The sequence below is a fragment of the Vibrio sp. SCSIO 43135 genome (assembly GCF_023716665.1).
Taxonomy (GTDB): Bacteria; Pseudomonadota; Gammaproteobacteria; order Enterobacterales; family Vibrionaceae; genus Vibrio; species Vibrio paucivorans.
The window spans coordinates 2,445,280-2,467,219 of record NZ_CP071859.1; the positions used below are offsets into that span (position 1 = coordinate 2,445,280).

18 protein-coding genes are annotated in these 21,940 nt (G+C 44.0%); 12 read left to right on the plus strand and 6 right to left on the minus strand.

All coding sequences use genetic code 11. From position 1 onward, the window contains the following. Positions 1-66 precede the first annotated feature (66 nt). Positions 67-3,522 carry an exodeoxyribonuclease V subunit gamma gene (gene recC, locus J4N42_RS10945; protein WP_252027945.1) on the minus strand — a complete coding sequence of 1,152 codons (3,456 nt, stop codon included), beginning with the start codon at positions 3,520-3,522 and terminating at the stop codon, positions 67-69. Between the two features lie 94 nt (positions 3,523-3,616). Continuing rightward, complete coding sequence (locus J4N42_RS10950) at positions 3,617-4,585, minus strand: TDT family transporter (RefSeq protein ID WP_252027947.1); 969 nt, start codon at positions 4,583-4,585, stop codon at positions 3,617-3,619. Between the two features lie 111 nt (positions 4,586-4,696). Between J4N42_RS10950 and J4N42_RS10955 the strand changes: the two genes are divergently transcribed. The 10 genes from J4N42_RS10955 to J4N42_RS11000 all read left to right on the plus strand — a co-directional run bounded on the left by J4N42_RS10955 (position 4,697) and on the right by J4N42_RS11000 (position 12,605). Further along, positions 4,697-5,587 carry a LysR family transcriptional regulator gene (locus J4N42_RS10955; RefSeq protein WP_252027949.1) on the plus strand — a complete coding sequence of 297 codons (891 nt, stop codon included), beginning with the start codon at positions 4,697-4,699 and terminating at the stop codon, positions 5,585-5,587. Positions 5,588-5,720: 133 nt separating this feature from the next. After that, positions 5,721-6,011: a YebG family protein gene (locus J4N42_RS10960; RefSeq protein ID WP_252027951.1), complete on the plus strand. Its 291-nt coding sequence runs from the start codon at positions 5,721-5,723 to the stop codon at positions 6,009-6,011. Between the two features lie 198 nt (positions 6,012-6,209). Continuing rightward, positions 6,210-6,968, plus strand: a complete 759-nt coding sequence (locus J4N42_RS10965; protein ID WP_252030827.1) for a copper homeostasis protein CutC — start codon at positions 6,210-6,212, stop codon at positions 6,966-6,968. A 33-nt stretch (positions 6,969-7,001) separates the two neighbouring features. Beyond that, a complete protein-coding gene (locus J4N42_RS10970; protein ID WP_252027953.1) occupies positions 7,002-7,955 on the plus strand; it encodes a LysR family transcriptional regulator in 954 nt (317 codons plus the stop codon). Between the two features lie 102 nt (positions 7,956-8,057). Further along, positions 8,058-8,612: a porin family protein gene (locus J4N42_RS10975; protein ID WP_252027955.1), complete on the plus strand. Its 555-nt coding sequence runs from the start codon at positions 8,058-8,060 to the stop codon at positions 8,610-8,612. Between the two features lie 48 nt (positions 8,613-8,660). After that, complete coding sequence (locus J4N42_RS10980; RefSeq protein WP_252027957.1) at positions 8,661-9,197, plus strand: hypothetical protein; 537 nt, start codon at positions 8,661-8,663, stop codon at positions 9,195-9,197. Between the two features lie 278 nt (positions 9,198-9,475). Then, a complete protein-coding gene (locus J4N42_RS10985) occupies positions 9,476-10,435 on the plus strand; it encodes a LysR family transcriptional regulator (protein WP_286036652.1) in 960 nt (319 codons plus the stop codon). Positions 10,436-10,534: 99 nt separating this feature from the next. Beyond that, positions 10,535-11,056 carry a porin family protein gene (locus J4N42_RS10990; protein ID WP_252027960.1) on the plus strand — a complete coding sequence of 174 codons (522 nt, stop codon included), beginning with the start codon at positions 10,535-10,537 and terminating at the stop codon, positions 11,054-11,056. Between the two features lie 151 nt (positions 11,057-11,207). After that, a complete protein-coding gene (locus J4N42_RS10995; protein ID WP_252027962.1) occupies positions 11,208-11,948 on the plus strand; it encodes a hypothetical protein in 741 nt (246 codons plus the stop codon). Positions 11,949-12,029: 81 nt separating this feature from the next. Then, the gene (locus J4N42_RS11000) at positions 12,030-12,605 is read left to right on the plus strand and encodes an acyloxyacyl hydrolase (RefSeq protein WP_252027963.1); all 576 of its coding nucleotides are present in this window, start codon (positions 12,030-12,032) and stop codon (positions 12,603-12,605) included. Positions 12,606-12,673: 68 nt separating this feature from the next. Here the strand turns inward: J4N42_RS11000 and phoU are convergent, their stop codons facing one another. From phoU to J4N42_RS11020, 4 genes are all read right to left on the minus strand, one after another. Next, positions 12,674-13,372 carry a phosphate signaling complex protein PhoU gene (gene phoU, locus J4N42_RS11005; RefSeq protein WP_252027965.1) on the minus strand — a complete coding sequence of 233 codons (699 nt, stop codon included), beginning with the start codon at positions 13,370-13,372 and terminating at the stop codon, positions 12,674-12,676. Between the two features lie 88 nt (positions 13,373-13,460). Next, complete coding sequence (pstB, locus tag J4N42_RS11010; protein ID WP_252027967.1) at positions 13,461-14,279, minus strand: phosphate ABC transporter ATP-binding protein PstB; 819 nt, start codon at positions 14,277-14,279, stop codon at positions 13,461-13,463. A gap of 2 nt (positions 14,280-14,281) precedes the next feature. Then, entirely contained in the window at positions 14,282-15,928 is a 1,647-nt protein-coding gene (gene pstA, locus J4N42_RS11015) for a phosphate ABC transporter permease PstA (RefSeq protein WP_252027969.1), read from the minus strand. 38 nt (positions 15,929-15,966) lie between these two features. Then, positions 15,967-18,153: an ABC transporter permease subunit gene (locus J4N42_RS11020; protein ID WP_252027971.1), complete on the minus strand. Its 2,187-nt coding sequence runs from the start codon at positions 18,151-18,153 to the stop codon at positions 15,967-15,969. A 200-nt stretch (positions 18,154-18,353) separates the two neighbouring features. Between J4N42_RS11020 and ppk1 the strand changes: the two genes are divergently transcribed. Then, a complete protein-coding gene (ppk1, locus tag J4N42_RS11025) occupies positions 18,354-20,435 on the plus strand; it encodes a polyphosphate kinase 1 (protein WP_252027972.1) in 2,082 nt (693 codons plus the stop codon). After that, positions 20,436-21,935 carry an exopolyphosphatase gene (gene ppx, locus J4N42_RS11030; protein ID WP_252027973.1) on the plus strand — a complete coding sequence of 500 codons (1,500 nt, stop codon included), beginning with the start codon at positions 20,436-20,438 and terminating at the stop codon, positions 21,933-21,935. Positions 21,936-21,940: the final 5 nt, after the last annotated feature.

The following is a 21,940-nucleotide window of genomic DNA, read 5'->3' on the forward strand; positions in this document are numbered from 1 at the left end:
CACTATAATGATTTACTGGCGGCCACCTACTTTCCCTTCAATGTATTTCCCATTAATGCTGGTTCATTATGCGTCTTCACTGCTCTTTGCCTCTAGTCGAGGGGTTTGCAGTACCAATGTTGTGATGGTGCGTGCCTGCGCTGCTAAGTTGTCGTTCCAACTTGGCCAGATACGCGAGATGTATGGGTTATTGCCTTCACCTGAGGCCATGAAGCTATCGTTAAATGTATCGGCCATTTTCTTAAGTGATTTCTCTTCATCATCCACCCAGTTTCCGCGACTGAATCCTGCTTCAACACCGGCTAATGCGGTTTTCGGGAAATAGCACAACGGTTCGGTCATACCTTGGTAGAACAAACGAACCAGCTCAGCCAACAAGCTATGAGCGTAGCTGGCATCTGCAATTTCAGGGTAGATAAGATGAACAACCCCTTCCTTGCGATCATAACCAATCATATGGGTGCGCTTACTAATGCCCATCGCCGACATCGCTAGGTGGTCTATCCAAGCAGACAAGTAGTCTTGTGAGCGAATCTTACCGCTGCGAAAACGAATTAAGCCCGACTGATAATACTGTGTCAGCCAGCCAGTTAGGTTAATCTTTTTATCCTCACCTAAGACGTCAAATGTCAGCTTTACTTCGAGGTCATTCGCTTCGCTGCCACATAAGAAAGTCAGTTTTTCCACCAGCTCCTGCGCCTGAACTCGGTTAGTTTCAAACTCAATATCCCCAAATGCGCCAACCGGTAATTTCCCTTGCGCACGTTGCTGCTTAACAAAGCTTTCAATTACACCCTTACTATCTTGACCACCAGAAAGCTGCTGTTTGAGTAGGCTATCCAATAAACCGTCACGCATTTGATAGCTTTCTAAGCCATTGAGTACAAAAGGCTCGTCATCTTCCATGACCGGAAGCGGCGGTTCAAACATCACTTTTAAGCGGCGATTGAAAAAGTATTGCACTGGCAAACGCCAGAAGCGTTGCAGCTCAACCAGATCTAGCTCTAATGGGTAGGAGGCATCGAGTAAGTAATCTTGCAGTAGTCGATTAAACTCACCGCTCACCTGACCTAATCTGTTCACCGCAGGTAACCACTCTTTAGCATAACTTGGATGCTCACCGACAAACGCAGTGGCACTAAACGGCACCATAGAGTGGTGAGTGATAAGCTCTGCTAGCAGCTTTTCTCCAGACTCATCACTCGCTAACACATCATCTCCATCTAGGCGGTAGTTTTGATGGCAATACTCCATCAACTCAGAAACCAGCACCGATGGCACACGCTCGGTATTGTCTTGGATTGAACGGCCAACATAACTGATGTATAGCGTTTGCTGTGCAGACAGCATGGCCTCTAAGAATAGGTACCTGTCATCATCTCGGCGAGAGCGATCCCCTGGTTTGGTTCGCCCATTCATCAGATCAAAGCCCTCTGGCGGCATAGAACGTGGATAGACCCCATCATTCATACCCAGTAAGCACACCGTTCTAAATGGAATAGAGCGCATCGGCATCAAAGTACAGAAGTTCACTTGCCCGGCAAGGAAGCGCTGGCTGATCCGCGTTCCAGACAGTTTGTTGTTCAAGTAAGTGGTAATAATCGCCGGAGATAATGACTGCTCGAAGGCTGCGTCAGTCAGTTGCTCTTTTAAGTTGGCTAAGGTGTCACGAATCGATTTGAGCGCCGCCTCACCTTCGAGCTCTACACTAAAGAAATCATCCAGCAGCAAAGTTAGAATTTCGCGCCAACAATCAATTAATTGAGTTTGTACCAGTTTGTGTCGGTAATCGCTGACTGTCTCAATAAAGTGCGCCAGCTTGCCCGCTAACTCCGCCCCCATCCCTTGCACTTCATTGTAAGGTGAAAGCGCCCCTGACTTGGATTCAAACAGCCCTGCTGATTCTGGCATGGCGTAGCCAAGCAACATGCGCTCAATACCAAACTGCCAAGTATTTTGCGCTGTCTCAGGTAAATCAAACTCTTGTCCTGTGGTCGAATTCAATCCCCAGCGAATACCCGATTCCTCTACCCACTGTTTGGCCAAAATAAACTCATCTTCCGTTAACCCAAATCGAGCCAAGATCGCCGGAGTTTCAAGCAGTTCGAGTAACTCAGACGCTAAACAACGGGTGTTTGGCAGGTTAACCAACTGCATAAATGCATTAAGGATTGGACTTTCTTGGTCGGCGGTACGGTCAGAAATAGAGTAAGGGATAAATCGCTCACCGGGAGCGTTGCCAAACACGGCTTGAATGGCTGGGCTGTAGGCATTGATGTCCGCCACCATGACAATAATATCGCGCGGCTTTAAACTTGGATCGGCATCAAACATCGCCAATAGCTGATCATGTAAGACTTCCACTTCACGCATCGGGCTATGGCAAGCGTGCAGCGTGAGGGATTTATCGCCTAATTGTACCACTTGTTTATGCGTACTGGTTTCTAACTGATGATCATCTTGATGCTCTTCAAGGTTGAGAATGTCTGCTTGAAGTTGATGAAGCAATGAATCTCGCTCGACATCAACAAAGGCTTCAATCTCATGGGACTCTAGCTGCGAAAGAAGATACATGTTATCGCGCCCTAACTTACCCATTGATGCGAGTAAGCTGTTCCCCACCGCGTCGGTATGTAGCTCATCAAGTACGTTGTCTTCAATCGAACCTTTAAGTTGCTCACTCTCGCCCTGTTGCTCGGAGTGGTCTTGATTCCACACCACATGTTTGCGGTGTTTTGCCGCTAAACGCGCTAAGAACTTTCTGTCTCGTACCTCGCCCCAGTAGTAACGACAAGGGTTGGTAAACATCAGGTGGACATCAATATGCTCACCTATGGCTTTAAGCGCATCCATATAACGTGGCGGCAGTGAGGTAATTCCGAACACAAACAAGCGCTGAGGCAAGTGTTCAAAACTGCCCTGAAAGTTTTCTAAGGTATCGATAAAGTGTTCGTACAAGTTGGCGCGATGATAAGGTGACTGACCTAAGGCAACGGTATGATCGTAAAGCGCTTGCCATAAAATCGGCTGCCAAGGGTGCTCATCTTCCAATTCCAATACCGCTTGCCCCGCTTCCCAACTGGCAATCCACTCAGGTCTATAAACCAAGTAGCCATCAAAGATGTCGGCAATTTTCTCTGAGAGTTGATAAAGCTTGGAGCTGTCTTCGTCTTGCTCTAGATAGCGTTTAAGTGGCTCGAACTCTGGCTGACTCAAAAGCCTAGGCAAGATGTGCATCAGCTTCCACGTCATCGACTCTTTGTTAAAGGCGCTACGCTTGGGTACATCTGGCAACACCTCTGTAAACATGTTCCAGATAAATGTCGCTGGCAGAGGAAAATCAATGTTCGCGGCTACACCAAACTCTTTAGCCAGTTCCATCTTCAACCACTGAGACATACCCGGGCTTTGCACCAAGATCTGCTCTTTATCGAAAGGGTTTGCTAATGGATTGAGACGAACGAGCTCAACAAGTAGTGACTTTAAGACATCGACTTGGTTGGAATGGTAGACAGTAAACAAAATGCACTCACACTAATATTGCCGCTATTAAGGCCAGATTAGCATAAGTGCATAACGTAGCAGAGAATAATCACCATCTGACTAAGTCAAAAGGCTACGCATTACTCACTGTTAGTTTGTGGGGTTGGTAAAAGTGCAAGTAGCGTATCGCAACATAGCTCACAACGACTGTTGCAACGATTAACTCTAGTCCAGCAAGAAAGTGAACCTGGTTGATGTATTTAGCCGCAACGCCAACCGATTCCATCCAGTGAGTAAGTTTGAATAAAGCTGTAGCACTAATAACAATTGGGAACGTAAAAGCCGCATAGCCTGGGCTAAATGGTAGGCGTAACAATCTAAAGAAAGCCAAGTAGATAATTGCAGTCATTAAAATCGCAATACCAAACAACAGACCAATGATCACTGGTGAAGGGTCGGCCGTTACCGTTAAATATCCAGCTAACGACAGGCTTGCAGGCGCTGCCATGATAGCCATAGTAGGTTTAGCTGCATCAGGGATTTCGTGGGTAAACATAAAACGATAGATCATCATTGGTAGCATTACTGCGTACGCCAGCATACCAAAGATAAGCGCACCGTTAGCGATTGGAGCCAATACAGGATTACCAGAGAACGATACATCCGCCACGATAATGCCTACAGGTGGAACAAACCAACTCGGCACCATATGGTGAAGCTCAAACTGCTTTGCTCTGTGGTACAAAAAGCTGACCAAGAACACAACATGCAACATAACCGCGAATAGCCATAATGTATCACCTGCTAATGGGTAAAAATGGCCGAGAGAATTTGAAACCACCATAGTGCCCATTGCGAACGTAGGCACCACACTACCAACAACAGGGTGCGCTAAATCTTGCTGAAGCAAATGGTTATGGATAAGGAATTTACCCGCGAGAATCACCAATAACACAGTGGCCACTGCGGCGCTGATCCACTGGCCGTAACCATTTAACGTTGCAAAGTTTTCCCAACTCCAACCTAAGCTCGCGATACCTAGTGCTAATCCAGCCATAGGAGTCGGAGCACCCATCAATTTTGTTTTTGCTCGTTGAATCATGGCAACCTCTGTTCAAAATTCTTTCATTGAGGTCAGTTTACGCTTGCACTTCGTTCTAATATATCTAATTATCTAAAACACTCGTTAAGATAACCTAAACGTAATCATTCTATGGCCAGCAATATTTCGTTGAAACAGCTTCGTGTGTTCACAACAATCACTCAGCACGATACCTTAACCTCGGCTTCTGAGTCACTTTTTCTGTCTAAAGCCGCGGTCAGCATGGCTCTTTCTGAGCTAGAGAAGCAAATTGGCCATGCCCTGTTTGATCGAGTTAATAATCGTTTGATTCTCAATCAAGAGGGGCAAAAGCTGTTGCCGCTAGCCGATGAACTGCTCAACCGAGCTCAAAGTATTGATGTGTTATTCGATGATGATCAAACGCTTTCTGGACAACTTCATATTGGTGCCAGCGATACGATAGGAAATCAAGTTGCGCCCTATTTGCTTAGCGACTTTCGTAATGAGACTGAGCATAAGTCTCAAAGCTTGTTCATCTCCAACTCGGCACAAATTTGCCAAAAGCTGATCGACTATGAATTAGATATCGCATTAATTGAAGGCAAAACGCTCCATCCAGAACTTTTATCAACTCAGTTCAGCCAAGATGAGATGTGCATTGTCTGTCATCCAGATCACCCTTTTGCCAGTAAGGCTACGACTTCGGTTCATGAACTTGAAGAAAGTGACTGGATTCTGCGCGAGGCTGGATCAGGTTCACGTGAGTTTTTCCTCAGAGCCATCGCGCCTAGGATTGAACATTGGCATGAAGCGTTTCAACTTAACACCACTGAGGCGCTAATCAACTCTGTCTCTGCTGGGCTCGGGTTTGGTTGCTTATCTAAGCTGTCTGCCGATCCTGCAATACGTGATGGAAGAATCGCCCAGGTTAAGGTGCCTCTCGATATGCAAAGGCGGTTTTGGCTTTTAGTCCATAAAGAGAAATACCAGAGTCCATTGTTGAAAGCATTTATTGAGTTTTGTCATCAATGGAACCGATAACCCTTCGAATAACGAATGTTGACTAACGCGTCGCCACTTAGCTCTCAGAATTGATACCTAACCTAGACTTAAACACACAAAAACTGTATAAACAGACAGTAATTGAATAATCAAAATTGTTAGAGGATTAACCATGGCTGTAATCGTCAAGTACGTGGTGGAACGCAACGGAGAAGAGAAAATGACTTTTACCTCTAAAGCCGAAGCTGACGCTTATGACAAAATGCTCGATATGGCAGATGAGCTATTTGAACTGCTCGGTAAAAGCGATCTGCTAGAAGACGAAGGCAAACAAGAAGACCTTGCCATGTTCTTGGCTCAGAACAAAGAAGAAGTGTTATACGCTTTAGGTGCGAAACGTAAACCAGCGCCTAAAAAGCCAAAAGCAGTGAAAGACGAAGAGCCAAAAGAAGACGCGGCTTAAGTCTCAGTAGTTTCAAAAACGCCCTAGAGTTCTGCTTTAGGGCGTTTTTCTTTGAGGCTGAAACATTCAATGGTAGATGAGAGACAAAGAGGAAAAGTTCACTGATAAACTTTACCCTTATTGGGGCAACACATTGCGATTACACTTTCATCATTCTCACTGTTCCAAAGCGAGTCAACTATGACTAATCATCTTGAAATGACCTACCACATTGAAGTTTGTATCGATAACCTTGAATCTCTGCATAACGCCATTGAAGGTGGCGCAACCAGAATCGAATTGTGTTCATCTCTGGCATTAGGTGGCCTCACTCCAAGCTATGGTTTGATGAAGAAAGCCGCCCAAATCACCACTATCCCTGTTTATGCGATGATTCGACCTCGCCAAGGCGACTTCCTCTACGATCAAGACGATATCGACTCTATGCTTCTCGATATTGAGTCTGCAGCTAATGCTGGCTTACAAGGTGTGGTATTGGGAGTACTCACTGCTCAAGGTGATATTGATATGCCGCTTGCTAAGCAGCTAGTCGAAAAAGCCCACCAACTTCAATTGGGCGTCACGTTCCATCGCGCAATCGACCAATGTAGTGACTATAAGCAAGCTATCGAGCAAATTGCATCATTAGGTTGCGAGCGCGTATTGACCTCTGGGCTGGCGCCAAATGTCGAACAAGGTATAGAGGTACTCAAAGAGATGGTGATACTGGCAGCAGGTCGATTCAATATTATGGCTGGTGCAGGTTTAAGCTCCGACAACCTAGAACACATCGTAAAGCAAACAGGTGTCACAGAAGTCCACTTGTCGGGAAAATCGACCCGTCCAAGTAAAATGCAACATGTCGCTGCCAGCGCTAAAATGGGTAAAGAGGACTTAGATGATTTTGTTGTGCCGGTGACAAACCCAGAGTTAATCCGGCAAGTAGTTGAAGCTATCCGCCATCATAAGCCACAATAGCGATTGCACAGATTAGTTTTTTGTAGGGATGGTATGGCTAAAGATCTTTTCTATCAATTGGACCTTAACTTGCTTAGAACGTTTCTCGTTTTGTCGCAAGAGCTCAATATGCGTAAAGCGGCGAAGCGCTTACACGTCACTCAACCAGCCGTCAGCCAATCCTTACAAAAACTACGTACCCACTTTAACGATGAACTGTTCGTAAAAGTAAGAACGGGGTTAGAACCAACACCCTATTCGATAGAGCTAGCTACTGCCATCACTCCTCACTTGGATGGGTTATCAACGGCCCTCAACAGCACACAAGAGTTTGCTCCTGCGGAATTAACTCAGAGCATAAAAATCGCTCTTACTTCTCCTGTTTTATCTTGTCTCGCAGGCCCACTATTCCAAAGAATCAAACAGCTAGCACCAAATGCCACAATAGAATTGGTGAGTTGGAATCACTCAACTTATAGCGATATTCAAAAAGGTAATACTTTTTTAGGGGTTCATTACGACATGAACCACCCTAAAGATATTTATACGAGTCATCTAGTTAATCTATCTGGGCAAGTCATTGTACGAAAAAATCACCCCGTAAATAAAAAGTTCGCGTTACCAGAAGACTTTAAGGGTTATGACATCGTCTCAATGATTGTTCCTGGTTGGAACGATAACCACAGCGTTGCTGAAGATATAATGAACAAACGAGGGGGAGCTTCTAAGATTGGTTTTCGCACTGAAGTTATCTCAGCAGCAATTGATGTTACTAGGCATTCAGATATGTACATGCCTCACTCCGACTTATTTCCACTACAAAACTACCCCGATTTAAGAGCGATAAGCGTGGAAGTTGATGGTTCAATACCCCAGCTTAGCGTATCAAGCTATTGTCACACTAAGAATCGAAATAGCCCTCTAGTAAAATGGCTACAGGAACTGATGCAAGATATCTTTAAACGTCAAATAGAAGCATATAATAAGCACTACTTATCATCTAAATAAGAAACTCTGTTTAGAAAACGTCCGCTAGCACAATTAATATTTGCTCCACAGGATTTAGATGAGTTCAAGGAAAGAACATAACTCATGCTAAGGGAGTAAATAATGAAAGCAGCACTTACCGCATTAATCGCCACTTCCCTTTTATCTGCCACCACGTTAGCTAACAGTTTTGAGAGCCAACATCGTGTTGGATTAGGTTACACAAAAACTTCTGTCGACTTTCTTGAAGCTTCTGCATCTGGAGATTGGGGAAACGGTTTGAAGCTAGAATATGGCTATGAAGTTAATCGTATCGTCGGTCTAAATGTGTCATATGGCAAGAATAAAGACAGTGCGACTGACGGAGTTAACACCTTCAAACTAGATGGTTCAACTTTCAAACTAGATACCGATATTGGCTACAAGTTTATATTGGATAGTTTCAATGTAAAACCTTACGCCGCGATCGGTATAGCTCGTTATAACGAAGAAGTGAGCATTGAGCAGATTGGGTACAAATGGAACGAGAACAGCCTTATTTTAGGGTTTGGTGTTCGTGGTGAAATTGGCCGACATATCTACTCAGATATTCGCTTCGACTATGCCGGATTCGATGGTGATTTATGGGGTAACGCAGATTTCGACCAGTTTTCTTGGACCGTCGGTTACCTATTCTAAATTGCTCTAGCCAAGGATGGCTTCCTTCCAACCCAATACGGTCACCCAATGATAAAGTATTTCCTCGCACTAGCCATTTTTCTGCCTACGCTGGCGTCTGCTCAAACTATCCACTTATCACCCGCGGTTAAACTCGGGCCTTATTCCTTTCTCGATGATCCTGGTGGCGAGATTCAATTCGGCTTTGCCAACGCTGTTGGACTTGATGCGGCATATGCAAGTTTTGGTCATAGCTCGTTTGGTTTTTTCGATACCAAAGAGCGAATTAAAACCTATCGTTTTGGCGGCCAATACAAATTAAAAACCACACCATTTCTTGGTCCTTTTATGGGTAGTGAAGGTGTCGCTATTCAATTAGAAGCGGGACTTGCAGAATATGAAGGGACCAAAACCAACGTAATTTCTAGCAATCAGGAGTATCGCTCAACTTACGGCGCAAGTGCGGCTTTCTCTTGGGTTCGAATGTTTACACCCAACTTAGGTATGAGAATAACTGGTGAGCTCAACTACCTAGACAGAGATAACACTCACTTGCCTTACAATACTTCCGCGATGCTAAGTACTGGGCTTACGCTACGCTTTTAACATACCTAAGACCGGAGCAAAGTAACCATGTCATATAATTGACTGAGATACACCTTACTTTGTAACCAAGACCATTGTTTACAAAGGTTTACACTTAAAGCTGTTAGCTTATTTAACTTATGTAACCTGTTAATAATTAATGGTTTCTCCCCTTTTAGCTTTACACGAAAAGGGGAGAAACCTTGACTTATCAGTAACAGTTATCTGGCTAAACTCTTATACTGGCATATATTCTGCTGAATTATTTCACGCAACCAATAATAACCTCAGTAACTTAGATGCCAAAGAAAGACCGCTTCTTAAGCTTAGATTTAAACTTGCTTAAAACGTTCCTTGTCCTGTCAAGAGAGCTCAATATGCGTAAAGCATCCGAGCAGCTGTGCATCTCCCAGCCAGCAATAAGTCAATCGTTACTAAAATTGCGCCACCACTTTGACGATGAACTGTTTGTCAAGGTACGTACAGGGTTACAACCAACCCCATTTAGTATTGAGCTGGCACGGAAGCTATCCCCTTCTTTTGAACAGCTATCGGTAACTCTAAATGAGGTCGAACCATTTGACCCTAGCAAATTAGACATAAATATTAGAATCGCAGTGTCACCAGTAATTCTTAATGTACTTGCTGTAAAACTGTTAACTAGGATGAAGTCATTTGCACCTAAATGTACCTTAGAACTTGTGACATCTTCACACTCTACTTTAACAGAAGTTGAGAATGGGGAAGCTTTATTAAGCTACGGCTACCATACAACAAAAACCTCGAAAAGCCTTCACACCTCAGAGATCGCGATAGCTAGAGGATGTGTGGTAATGAGACAAAATCATCCAATCAAAAAAAAGTCTATAACGCCTTACGAATTTAATAATTACGAGTTTGCTTCATTTGTCATTCCTGGATGGAACGGCAAGAACAGCCCAACAGTAAAGACCTTAAGAGAACATGGAGTCGAGCCAAAAGTGCACTTTAGGAGCGACGACCTTTTAACATGCCTTGAAATGCTTAAGACTAGTAACCTGTTGATGCCAATGACCGACCTCTTTCCCATTCAAAACTTCCCCGAGCTAAAAGCAATAACAGCCGAAGTTCAAGGTAAACCAGTAGATATACCAATAGTATGTTTCAGCCACTACAAGAACCGAAACGCTCCACTCTTAGTGTGGATAAATAAACTTGTGAGCGAGATCCTCGAAGAACAAAAGCAAACCTATAATAACTACCAGTTATCACTATCATAAGTAATTACGTTTAGTCGGTAAGCACACTCTTTTCTTAATATCTCCGATGTAAAAAATTAACTAAAAACTCAATACTGAGTTAAAACAACCGGAGTAATAATGAAAACTGTAGTATTCACTTTAATCGCTGCTTCCCTTTTTTCTACAGCTGTTATGGCTAATTCAGGCCCACATCACCGTATCGGCCTAGGTGTAAATAATACCTCTGTCACTGCCGGTGAATCAGATGACAGTCTGGATATGGGGCTTAAACTAGAATACGGATTCGAACTCAACCCTATTTTAGCTGCTAACGTCTCTTATGTAACAGCAAGCAAAGAAGAAAATGGGTTTGAAATAAAGGCACCTCAGTTTAAAGCCGATATCGAAGCTGGTTACACTTTCCCTGCAGGCAATTTCGCATTCAAACCATATGCAGCAGTAGGTGTTGCTCATAGTAATTTTGAACAATCTTATGAAGATAGCTCACACTCAGAGTCAGAAGTTTCACTTTTGCTAGGTCTAGGCTTGCGTACTTACATTGCTGATAATTTCTACGCCGATGCTCGATACGATATGACTGAACCAGCAGAGGGGGTTGAGCTAAATAGTCTGTCTCTAACATTCGGTTACCGCTTCTAGTACAACCATCAAACATCGTTCGATGATTTCAACTATGCCCTGTAGCTATAGGGCATTTTTATTTCTGAATAAATTTTAGAGTAGATTAGTTGGTTATTAAAACAATCGAAATATAACCTATTTATATTCAACCTATCGTAAGGTAACTCCAATGAGAAAGATTTTATTATTATTAATATGTTTCCCCGTATCTTATTCCGCATATTCACAAGAGTATCATTCAGGTGACATTCGAAATAATCAATCAAAATTATATGTAGACTATGCTGTTCAAACAGATGATGAACTTGACAATGATTTAACCTTTGGTGGGGCAATTAATTTATTCATTCCAAATATTTCCCTAGGGTTTGAAAGTGGAAGCACGCAAGAGTTTTCAGATAGTTCTGAGGAGGATTATAATTATAATATATATTCAAAGATGAACTTTCACTATATTACTCTAAATGCCTCACTTGAAGAAACAAAAATTAGATTCAAGTATACCGAACCGGGCTGGGGAGGCGCAACCAACGATGGATACGTTAGCCATTCAGTTATTAAGTTTGGAGGTGACTTTCTTATGGATGGCTCAAACGGAGGAGTTTACAACCTAGGGGTAAACTATAATGTGGAAAAATTTGGGTATAGTCTAATCTCCCCTGGAGAACTTGCACCAGATGAAGACTATCTAACTGTAAAGCTAGGTTACCTTAAACCGTTAACATCTTCTTTTTACTACCGTGGAGACATCGAAGCTAACACTAAAGAATTAGAACGGTTCGATACGAAACACTCCATAGGATTTAACTTCAGTATGCTGACTATAGATTTATACTACAGTTATGAAAACCTATCACTAATCCATGATAAACAATCCTCAATGGGCGTTAGTGCTGGTATTTCTTTCTAATTTTTCCTTTTTTGATAGAGCCCCATCACTTTGATCGGGCTTAAAATAATGAGCTCCCAAAGACTAGTAACAATAAGATACATGAACTACTTAAATGCCATAATTAAATCTTCAGAAAATGAATTATTACAGAGATTCAGCCACTCTTCCCTTGTTATTTTTCTATTAATACCAAACAGTGTTTTAGCATTTAGTGGAAACCAAAATCAATTTTCCATTTCCAGTGGAATAAGCTCACGTAGTGATGGTCTGGAAGAGCTCTACGATATCAATTTACAATACAGTCAGCCCAACCAATTTTTCAGGTTACCAGGTCGAAGAAATATAGAAGTAAGTTGGTTTGTCGGAGGAGAATATAGTACAAATGAAAGTGAAGATTTAAGCCAATACAATCAATTCATTGCAGGTGCTTCCCAGGATGTATTTTTATTCTATAGCCAAAATTTTTATGCTGGAGCTGGCTTAGGGGGCTATATAAAATCAAAATCGACTCATAGGATTAGTTCCAAGTTTACTTTTGGGCAAAAAGTGTTTGTTGGCCTAGCAACTGGTCGTATAAACTTAGAGCTTTACTTTAGACACTACTCAAACGGAACATTGACATATAGAAATGCTGGACATAATTTCCTAGGATTTACCTTTTCATACAACTATTGATAGTACAGTCACTTTTTTCTAGATCGTTTGGCCCTAAGTTTTCCTACGAGAAACGCCACCAGCCTTTCCTAACGAAGCACATCATCAATACTCTGTTCGCCCAAGTGGCGAACATCTTTACCTTTCACAAAGTAGATAATGTATTCACAGATATTCTGGCAACGGTCTCCCACGCGTTCAATGGCGCGAGCTGACCACATCACTTGCAGGATACTAGGAATGTTCTTTGGGTCTTCCATCATGTAGGTCATTAGCTGGCGAATAACCGCTTCGTATTCAGCATCGAGCTTGTCATCGAGTTTATGTACTTCTGCCGCAGAATCTACGTCCATGCGAGCGAATGCATCGAGCACTTGATGAAGCATGGTGATGGCTTGACGGCAAAGCGGCTCCAAAGAAACATGAAACTGCGTTTCTTTTGAAGCAGGGCTTTCGATAGCAACATAAGCAATCTTAGTGGCAACATCACCAATACGCTCTAGGTCAGTGATCGTTTTAATGATCGCCATGATGAGGCGTAAGTCTTTTGCTGTTGGCTGCCTTTTCGCAATGATTCGCGTGCATGCTTCATCGATAGAGACTTCCATTGCGTTGACCTTATGGTCGTCGCGTACCACCTTTCTCGCCAGCTCAATATCTTCTTTGTGCAGCGCTTGCATAGCAAACGAAAGTTGCTGCTCGACCAATCCCCCCATCGTCAGTACGTGGGTACGAATCGATTCAAGCTCGACATTAAACTGACCTGAAATATGGCGCCCAAAATTCATAAATAAAGTGAGTCTCTTTTGCTGATTAAAAGGAAAAATCACATACTGGATAAGTACCAAACTGCGATATCAAATATGACTAACAAACCTAGCCATATCTACCAGTAATGTAGTCTTCCGTTTGTTTTTTCAATGGTGAAGTAAAAATGGAGTCTGTATCTGAGTACTCGATCAAGGTTCCCATGTGAATAAATGCCGTATGGTCACTCACCCTCGCCGCCTGTTGCATGTTATGGGTGACAATCACTACGGTATATTTGGTTTTGAGATCGTTAATCAGCTCTTCAATTGTCAACGTAGAAATAGGATCCAGTGCCGATGTTGGCTCATCGAGCAACAATACTTCCGGTTCAATAGCAATAGCCCGCGCAATCACCAAACGTTGCTGCTGACCACCGGACAAACCAAACGCATTTTCATGTAGACGATGTTTTACTTCATCCCACAATGCCGCTGCTCTGAGTGAGCTTTCAACGGCATCATCAAGCGTTCTGCTGTTCTTTATGCCTTGCAATCTAAGGCCATAGACTACGTTCTCATAAATCGACTTGGGGAAAGGGTTTGGACGCTGGAATACCATGCCAACCCTACGGCGCAAAGTCGCCACATCGACATCTGGATGGTAAACATTTTTGCCGTGTAAGTTCACCCTTCCTTCAACACGGCAACCTTCCACTAAGTCGTTCATACGATTGATGCAACGCAACAAGGTAGACTTACCACAGCCTGAAGGGCCGATAAATGCGGTGACCTGACCTTTCGGAATTCGCATTGAGATGTCATTCAGCGCTTGGGCGTTTTGATAGAACAAGTTAAGCCCTTCGATCGAGATGGCTGTCTCGTCATCACTTAGATTATTTACATCAAGAGGCGGCTCGTAGCCTAACGTTTGATCGACAGAAAACATGATTAGTCTTGCCCTAAAGTACGGTATTTTTCTCGTAAATTATTACGAATGCTGATAGCTGTTAAGTTTAGCCCGACGATTACTGTTACCAACAAAAACGATGTGGCATAAACCAATGGCCTTGCTGCTTCAATATTAGTCGTTTGAAAGCCTACATCATAGATATGAAAGCCTAGATGCATGAATTTACGCTCTAAGTGTATAAACGGGAACTGAGTATCGACTGGAAGGCTGGAAGCCAACTTCACTACCCCAACCAACATTAATGGCGCCACTTCTCCAGCCGCACGAGCAACAGCCAATATTAAGCCCGTAATGATTGCAGGACTCGCCATTGGCAACACAATCCGCCATAACGTCTCGAACTGAGTAGCACCGAGGGCCAATGAACCATGACGTACCGAACCTGGAATTCGGCTAAGCCCTTCCTCTGTTGAAACAATCACGACTGGCAAGGTTAATACAGCGAGCGTCAGAGCCGACCATAACAGCCCTGGTGTACCAAATGTCGGAGCAGGTAAGCGCTCTGAATACAATAGGGTATCAATCGAGCCACCTAAGGTATAAACGAAGAAGCCCAAGCCGAATACACCATATACAATTGAAGGAACACCCGCCAAGTTAATAACTGCAACCCGGATTACTCGAGTGAAGGCATTATTCTTTGCATACTCATGAAGATAGATCGCGGCGACAACCCCAAGAGGCATCACGATAATCGACATGATAATAACCAATAAAACGGTACCAAATATCGCAGGAAATACGCCACCTTCAGAGTTAGACTCTCGAGGGTTGTCCGACAAGAACTTCCAAACTTGTTTGAACCAATGAGACACCTTGTCGCCAAAGCCCATTTGATTTGGATACCACACATCTAAGATTTGGCTTAGCGGGATTTGTTTCGTTTGCCCGGTAATATCCTCGACTAATAGAGCCTGCTGACTAAATTCCGCTCGTAGATCATCCAATCGAGATTCAGAGATCGCTAAATAGGATTCCAGCTTCTGTTTGGCCTTCTGATGATTTTCGAGAAACTGCTCATCTAATTGTCCATTCAGTTCTCGCTTGCGTTTAGCTAATCTTAATCGCTCTAGCCCTCTGCTAGTCACTTGGATCTCATCACTGATAATTCGAGCGATTTCTTCATGCATCACTTCAGCAACAGCAAGCCCTTTGGCTAGGTCCACTGTCACTGAATCGTACGCTATACCAGATGGAGTCACATAGCCAACCGGTTTAGCGTAGAAGTCGCCATTTCGGCTACGCTCAATCACCGCCCAGCCACTAGGTAGCGTTTTTTCTCGCAAGTCGATATCGAGAAAAGAAACGAAATCAGACGGATAAAGATCTCGGTTAGCCACTTTGATGCTAAATCGTTTTATAAGCCCTTTTTCAACTACTTCGGAGGGAAGCTCTACCTGCATATCTTGCAAGTGGTTGATAGGCACATACTCTTCCGCGTAGAGTTGGCCAAGCAACTTGTCACCCTGTTCTGTTTGCCACTGATACAAAGGTGCAGGCCAAAAATAAGATAACCCTTTCCAGCCGATCAGAAGCAATAGGCCCATCACAGATAGCAAACTAATGCTTACCGCTCCGCCGGTTAGCCAAATCCAAGGTGCGCCCGACTTTAACCACTTAAACATGGGTGAGCACCCACTTACTCGTCATAAGAATACCAAACTTAAAGTGCACGATACCTATCCCTCAAACGCTGCCGCACCCACTCAGCCACTGAGTTCACTAAGAAGGTGAACACCAGCAGCAATAACGCCGCAAGGAATAGCAGTCGATAGTGAGAACTGCCAACTTCTGATTCTGGCATTTCAACCGCAATAGTGGCTGACAAGGTGCGCATTCCCTCTAGAATATTCCAATCGAGTATCGGTGTGTTACCCGTCGCCATCAACACAATCATAGTTTCACCAACCGCTCGACCTAGTCCCATCATAATGGCAGAAAAAATACCCGGGCTGGCTGTCAGAAGAACCACATAGATAAGGGTCTGCCAAGGCGTTGCACCCAGTGCTAACGAACCATCAGAAAGATGTTTAGGAACCGAAAATATCGCGTCTTCTGCGATGGTAAATATGGTTGGTATCACCGCAAAGCCCATCGCAAAACCGACAACTAGTGCATTTCGCTGGTCATAGTCGATACCGTGCTCAGCAAGAAAGATTCGAATATCGCCACCAAACAACCACGCCTCAATCACTCCGCTATACATCATTGCTAGCGTCACAACGCCAACCAACACTGGCATTAGAATTAACCCGTGATAACCATTGGCCACTCGGGTTAACCATTTGCGCGGCAGTGCATGCCATAGCGCTCCTGTCACTAAGATAGTCACTGGCAGTAGTAACATCAGCGATACGACTGCAGGTAAATGAGTCTCAACAATTGGGGCAAACCATAGGCCTGCAAGAAAGCCAATGATTACTGTAGGCAACGCTTCCATCAGTTCAATTGAAGGCTTCACCACTCGGCGCATCCTTGGCGACATAAAGTAGGCGGTGTAGATCGCCCCCAACACTGCGATTGGAATAGCGAACAACATGGCGAATGCAGCTGCTTTTAGCGTACCAAATGCGATGGGTACTAAACTAAACTTGGCTTCAAATTCATCGCTGGCCGATGTTGTTTGCCAAACATAAGCTGGCTCGGGGTAACTTTCGTACCATACCTTTTGCCACAACGATGAGAGCGATATTTCTGGGTAATCATTATCGACTTCAGCCACATCTAAACGCTGCCCAGACAAAGAAATAAGAAAGCGCTCATTGTTCGACATCGCAGCCAGAGACGGAGCCTTATCGTAAGCACGTTCAAACATCACTAGCTTTTCGCTTGTCGTGTAGTGACTCTGCAATGTGCCATTGGTATAGAAGCTGTAAAAACCCTTTCGGTAGGTATCAGGCAATAAGAACCTGAGCTGTGAAGCTAACTTAAATTCACGAATATGAGTCAGCTCGCGCGCCCCATCTTTCAACACATCGAACCATTGAGAGACCAAGCCATCTTGATGGGTGACAAGTAAAGAGTAGGCGCCTGACAACAGCTTAATATCCGTTACCGCGTGTTTTTCAGCGCCAGCACTCAAATCAACGACTTCACGAACGGAAAATCTGTCGTGTTGCTTCTGCGCAACTACCAGTTCCGATCCAGTCCGTAAGAAGAGCTGTTTTCCATCAGGCGTTAAGATAATTTGATCTAGCTGATTAAAAGGCAAAGCGAAGCGATACTCTTGAATAGAGCCAGACTGCTCCCAACGTACGAGTACACCGCCATCTTGGTAATAACCCGCTAAAGTCGTGCCTTCACTATTATGTGCAAAATCAAAGCTTTGCAACACACGCCCTGATTCATTCAAATTCAGGTTATTGAGTGTTGCTAGTTCAACGCTTGGCGCAAAGCTTCGACCTTCTTTGCTGACTAAGGAAGTAAAAATTGGCCTGAATACGGACACACGGCCTTTTTCAGATGCAATCGCTAACCAACCCGAAATATCTCCGGTGGAGGCTAACAACGGTGAATTAGCTTGGACAGGAAACGAGAGAGGTGACTGACTTTTTCCGTTCAGCGTCCAGAAGTCAACTTTACCCTCTTTAGAGAGTACGTACGCATGCTGGCCATATTCGTCGACGCCAATAGCCATAGGGCTTGATGTTGAAATAGTTTGATTGGCAAAACCAGTTTCAATTTTAGCGTCAGAGAAAAGTGGCAAAACAACCATAGCGAGGTAGATAAAGATCAGCACCAAGGCGGCCAACACACCCACACCACCGCAAGTCACCGCAAGACGAACCAAACGATCTTTAATCAATCGTTTTCTATCTCGTTCTTTTAATGAAAATTCGGCTTTTGCCATGTGTGTCTCTACCTATTCTTGCCCAAGGTTATATTATTTCGTTTAGGTGACAATTATATTACAGATCGCATTAAACAACTGAAAACAATACAACAATAAACACGTAATAAAACTGTCATAGTAAAAAATTACCGTTCATTACCTGATATTTTTTGGAACCCACCGCACACGCGAACCATCGCAAGGAACTAAGGTAAGGTATGAGTGCTGAAAAACTGTACATCGAAAAGGAACTGAGCTGGCTCTCGTTTAACGAGCGAGTCCTACAAGAAGCGGCCGACAAATCGGTCCCTTTGATCGAACGCGTGCGATTTTTAGGTATATTTTCCAATAACCTAGATGAGTTTTATAAGGTTCGCTTTTCCGATGTAAAACGTCGAATTCTGATCAACCAAGAACGTGGTGGAAACGACAATTCCAAGCACTTACTCATCAAAATGCAAACCAAGGCGCTGAAACTGAATCAAGATTTTGATGAGGTTTATAATGAGTTAATTCTCGAAATGGCACGAAGACGTATCTTTCTTGTCAACGAAACTCAGCTCTCCGAAACACAGCAAAAGTGGGTAAAAAAGTACTTCCGCAAGCAAGTCTTGCCCCACGTCACTCCACTTATGATGAATGATGACATCGATTTGTTGCAGTTTCTTAAAGATGAGTATGCCTACTTGGCGGTGGAGTTGCGTAAAGACGATCATCGTCAGTACGCCATTGTGGAGATACCAACCAACCATCTCCCTCGCTTTGTAATGATGCCAGAGCAAAAAGGCAAACGGCGTAAGACCATCATTTTGCTCGATAACATCATTCGTTATTGCCTCGATGATCTTTTTAGCGGTTTCTTCGATGGTTATCAGCTTAACAGTTACGCGATGAAAATGACCCGTGATGCGGAATACGATTTAAGTAACGAAGTCGAACACAGCTTACTGGAGCAGATGTCGGAGGGCCTTAGCCAGCGCTTAACGGCAATGCCAGTTCGATTTGTATACCAGCGTGAAATGCCCGAAGAGATGCTGACGTTCCTATGTGACAAGCTGCAAATCTCCAATTACGATAGTCTGATTCCCGGTGGCCGCTACCACAACTTTAAAGACTTCATCGGCTTTCCTAATGTTGGTCGGGATTACTTAGAAAACAAACCCTTACCACCAATGAAGTGTGCAGACTTTGATGGGTTCAATAACCATTTTGAAGCCATTCGTCATCAAGACATATTGCTGCATTACCCTTATCACTCTTTCGAACATATCACCGAACTGGTACGCCAAGCTTCATTTGACCCAAAGGTCATCAGTATAAAAATCAACATTTACCGAGTCGCCAAAGACTCTCGCTTGATGAACACGTTAATTGATGCGGTGCACAACGGAAAAAGCGTCACTGTCGTGGTTGAGCTACAAGCTCGCTTCGATGAGGAGGCCAATATTGAGTGGGCAAAGCTGCTAACCGAAGCAGGTGTCCACGTTGTTTTTGGCGCGCCCGGACTAAAAATACACGCCAAGTTACTCCTAATTAGCCGCCGCGAGGGAGAGCAAATCACTCGTTACGCCCATATTGGTACTGGCAACTTCCATGAAAAAACCGCGCGTATTTATACCGACTTTGCGCTGCTAACTGCATCACCGGAAGTAACCAACGAAGTACGTCATGTATTCGGCTATATTGAGAACCCGTATCGGCCAGTTAAGTTTAACCAGCTGATTGTTTCGCCGCGCAACTCACGCAAACAACTCTACCGCTTAATCGACACAGAGATTGCCGCGGCAAAAGCAGGGAAAAAAGCCGAGATAACCTTGAAAGTGAACAACTTAGTCGACAAGGGAATGATCAACAAACTGTATGGTGCGAGCAGCTCAGGAGTAAAAATACGAATGATCGTGCGCGGCATGTGCTCTTTAGTTCCAGGAGTAGAAGGGGTCAGCGACAACATCAAAATCATCAGTATTGTCGATCGCTTTTTAGAACACCCTAGAGTGATAATCACCCACAACGGTGGCGACCCACTCGTGTATATCTCTTCGGCAGATTGGATGACGCGTAACATAGATCACCGGATCGAAGTAGCAACTCCAATCAATGACCCTCGCCTTAAACAGAGAATTATCGATATCATCGAGATTCACTTTACCGACACCGTCAAAGCACGTTGGATCGATAAAGAGATGAGTAATACCTATGTGCCGAGAGGAAATCGTAAAAAAGTTCGTTCACAGCTCGCTATTTACAACTATCTTAAGCATATAGAGAAACACAATCGGCAACAAAAACAGCAACCATAAATGACCCAGCAAACAGACATTCGAGATATCGCCGCCATCGACTTAGGCTCAAACAGCTTCCACATGGTAGTAGCAAAAGTCGTCGGCCAAGACTTGCAACTGGTGAGTCGACATAAACAGCGAGTTCACCTCGCTTCTGGCTTAGACAGCCAGATGAACCTCGACAATGCATCGATAGAACGTGGGCTCGAATGTTTAGCCATGTTTGCCGAACGCCTCAATGGCTTTGAAGCTTCGAATGTCCGTATTGCTGCAACCCACACTTTGCGCCGCGCAAACAATAGTCATGTGTTTTTGCTCAGGGCACGTGATGTGCTTCCCTTCCCTATTGAAATAATTCCCGGTGTTGAAGAAGCTCGCCTAATTTACATGGGAGTCGCACATACTCAACCAGAATCGACGTCCAAATTAGTGATTGATATAGGCGGCGGCAGTACCGAATTGGTTATTGGTCACGGCTTCGAAGCGCAATTGGTCAACAGTAAGCAGATGGGATGCGTCAGCTACACCAATCGATACTTCTCTAACGAGAAGCTGACCGCTAAAAACTTTGCCAAAGCGACGTTAGCTGCGGAGCAAAAGCTTGAAACACTGGCAGCTCAATATAAACGTAAAGGCTGGGATATCGCTATCGGCTCATCGGGAACAATAAAAGCCATACGCGAAGTACTAATAGGGTTAGGTTTTGAAGACGGGCTGATTAACAGCAAACGCCTAGATACATTGATAGACAAACTCTGTGAATGGAGCTTAATTGACGACATTGCTCTAGAGGGTTTAACGCCAGAAAGAAAGCCAGTATTCGCAGCTGGGGTTGCAATACTTCGAGCTGCATTTAAGTCTTTAAAAATTAAAGAACTCCATTACTCAGAGGGCGCCCTACGGGAAGGTTTACTCTATGAAATGGAAGACCGCTTTCAACGTCTCGACATTCGTATGCGCACCACTGAAAACCTCGCAGCCAAACACTTAGTCGACCTCACTCACGCAGAAAACGTCGCCCAAAGTGCACAACTATTTTTGCAGCAAGTTCACCCCACTTTAGGAATTAGACACCGCAGCCAGCTGTTCGACTTACTTCGATGGAGCGCCCTGCTACACGAAGTTGGGCTTAGTATAAGTTTACAAGCTTTCCATCGCCACTCTGCTTATATACTCAAACACACCAACATGCCTGGATTTAACCGAGAGCAGCAGCAGGTATTGGCAATACTCGTTCGCTTTCAGCGTAAAGCGCTCAAGCTACATGAAATGGAAGAGTTCTCCCTGTTTAAGAAGAAACACATTCTAGGGCTGATTCGGATTCTTCGTTTAGCTATCGTCATTAATGGTCAACGTAGCGAAGCACCTTTGCCTAATCTAACTTTATCCATAGACGAAGAGTCGTGGCACCTCTCCTGTGATGATTCAGAGTGGCTCAACAATAACCGTCTACTTAGTGCCGACTTACAAACAGAACAAGAATACTGGAGCAACGCGGGCTGGCAACTCGTATTCTAGAAAAC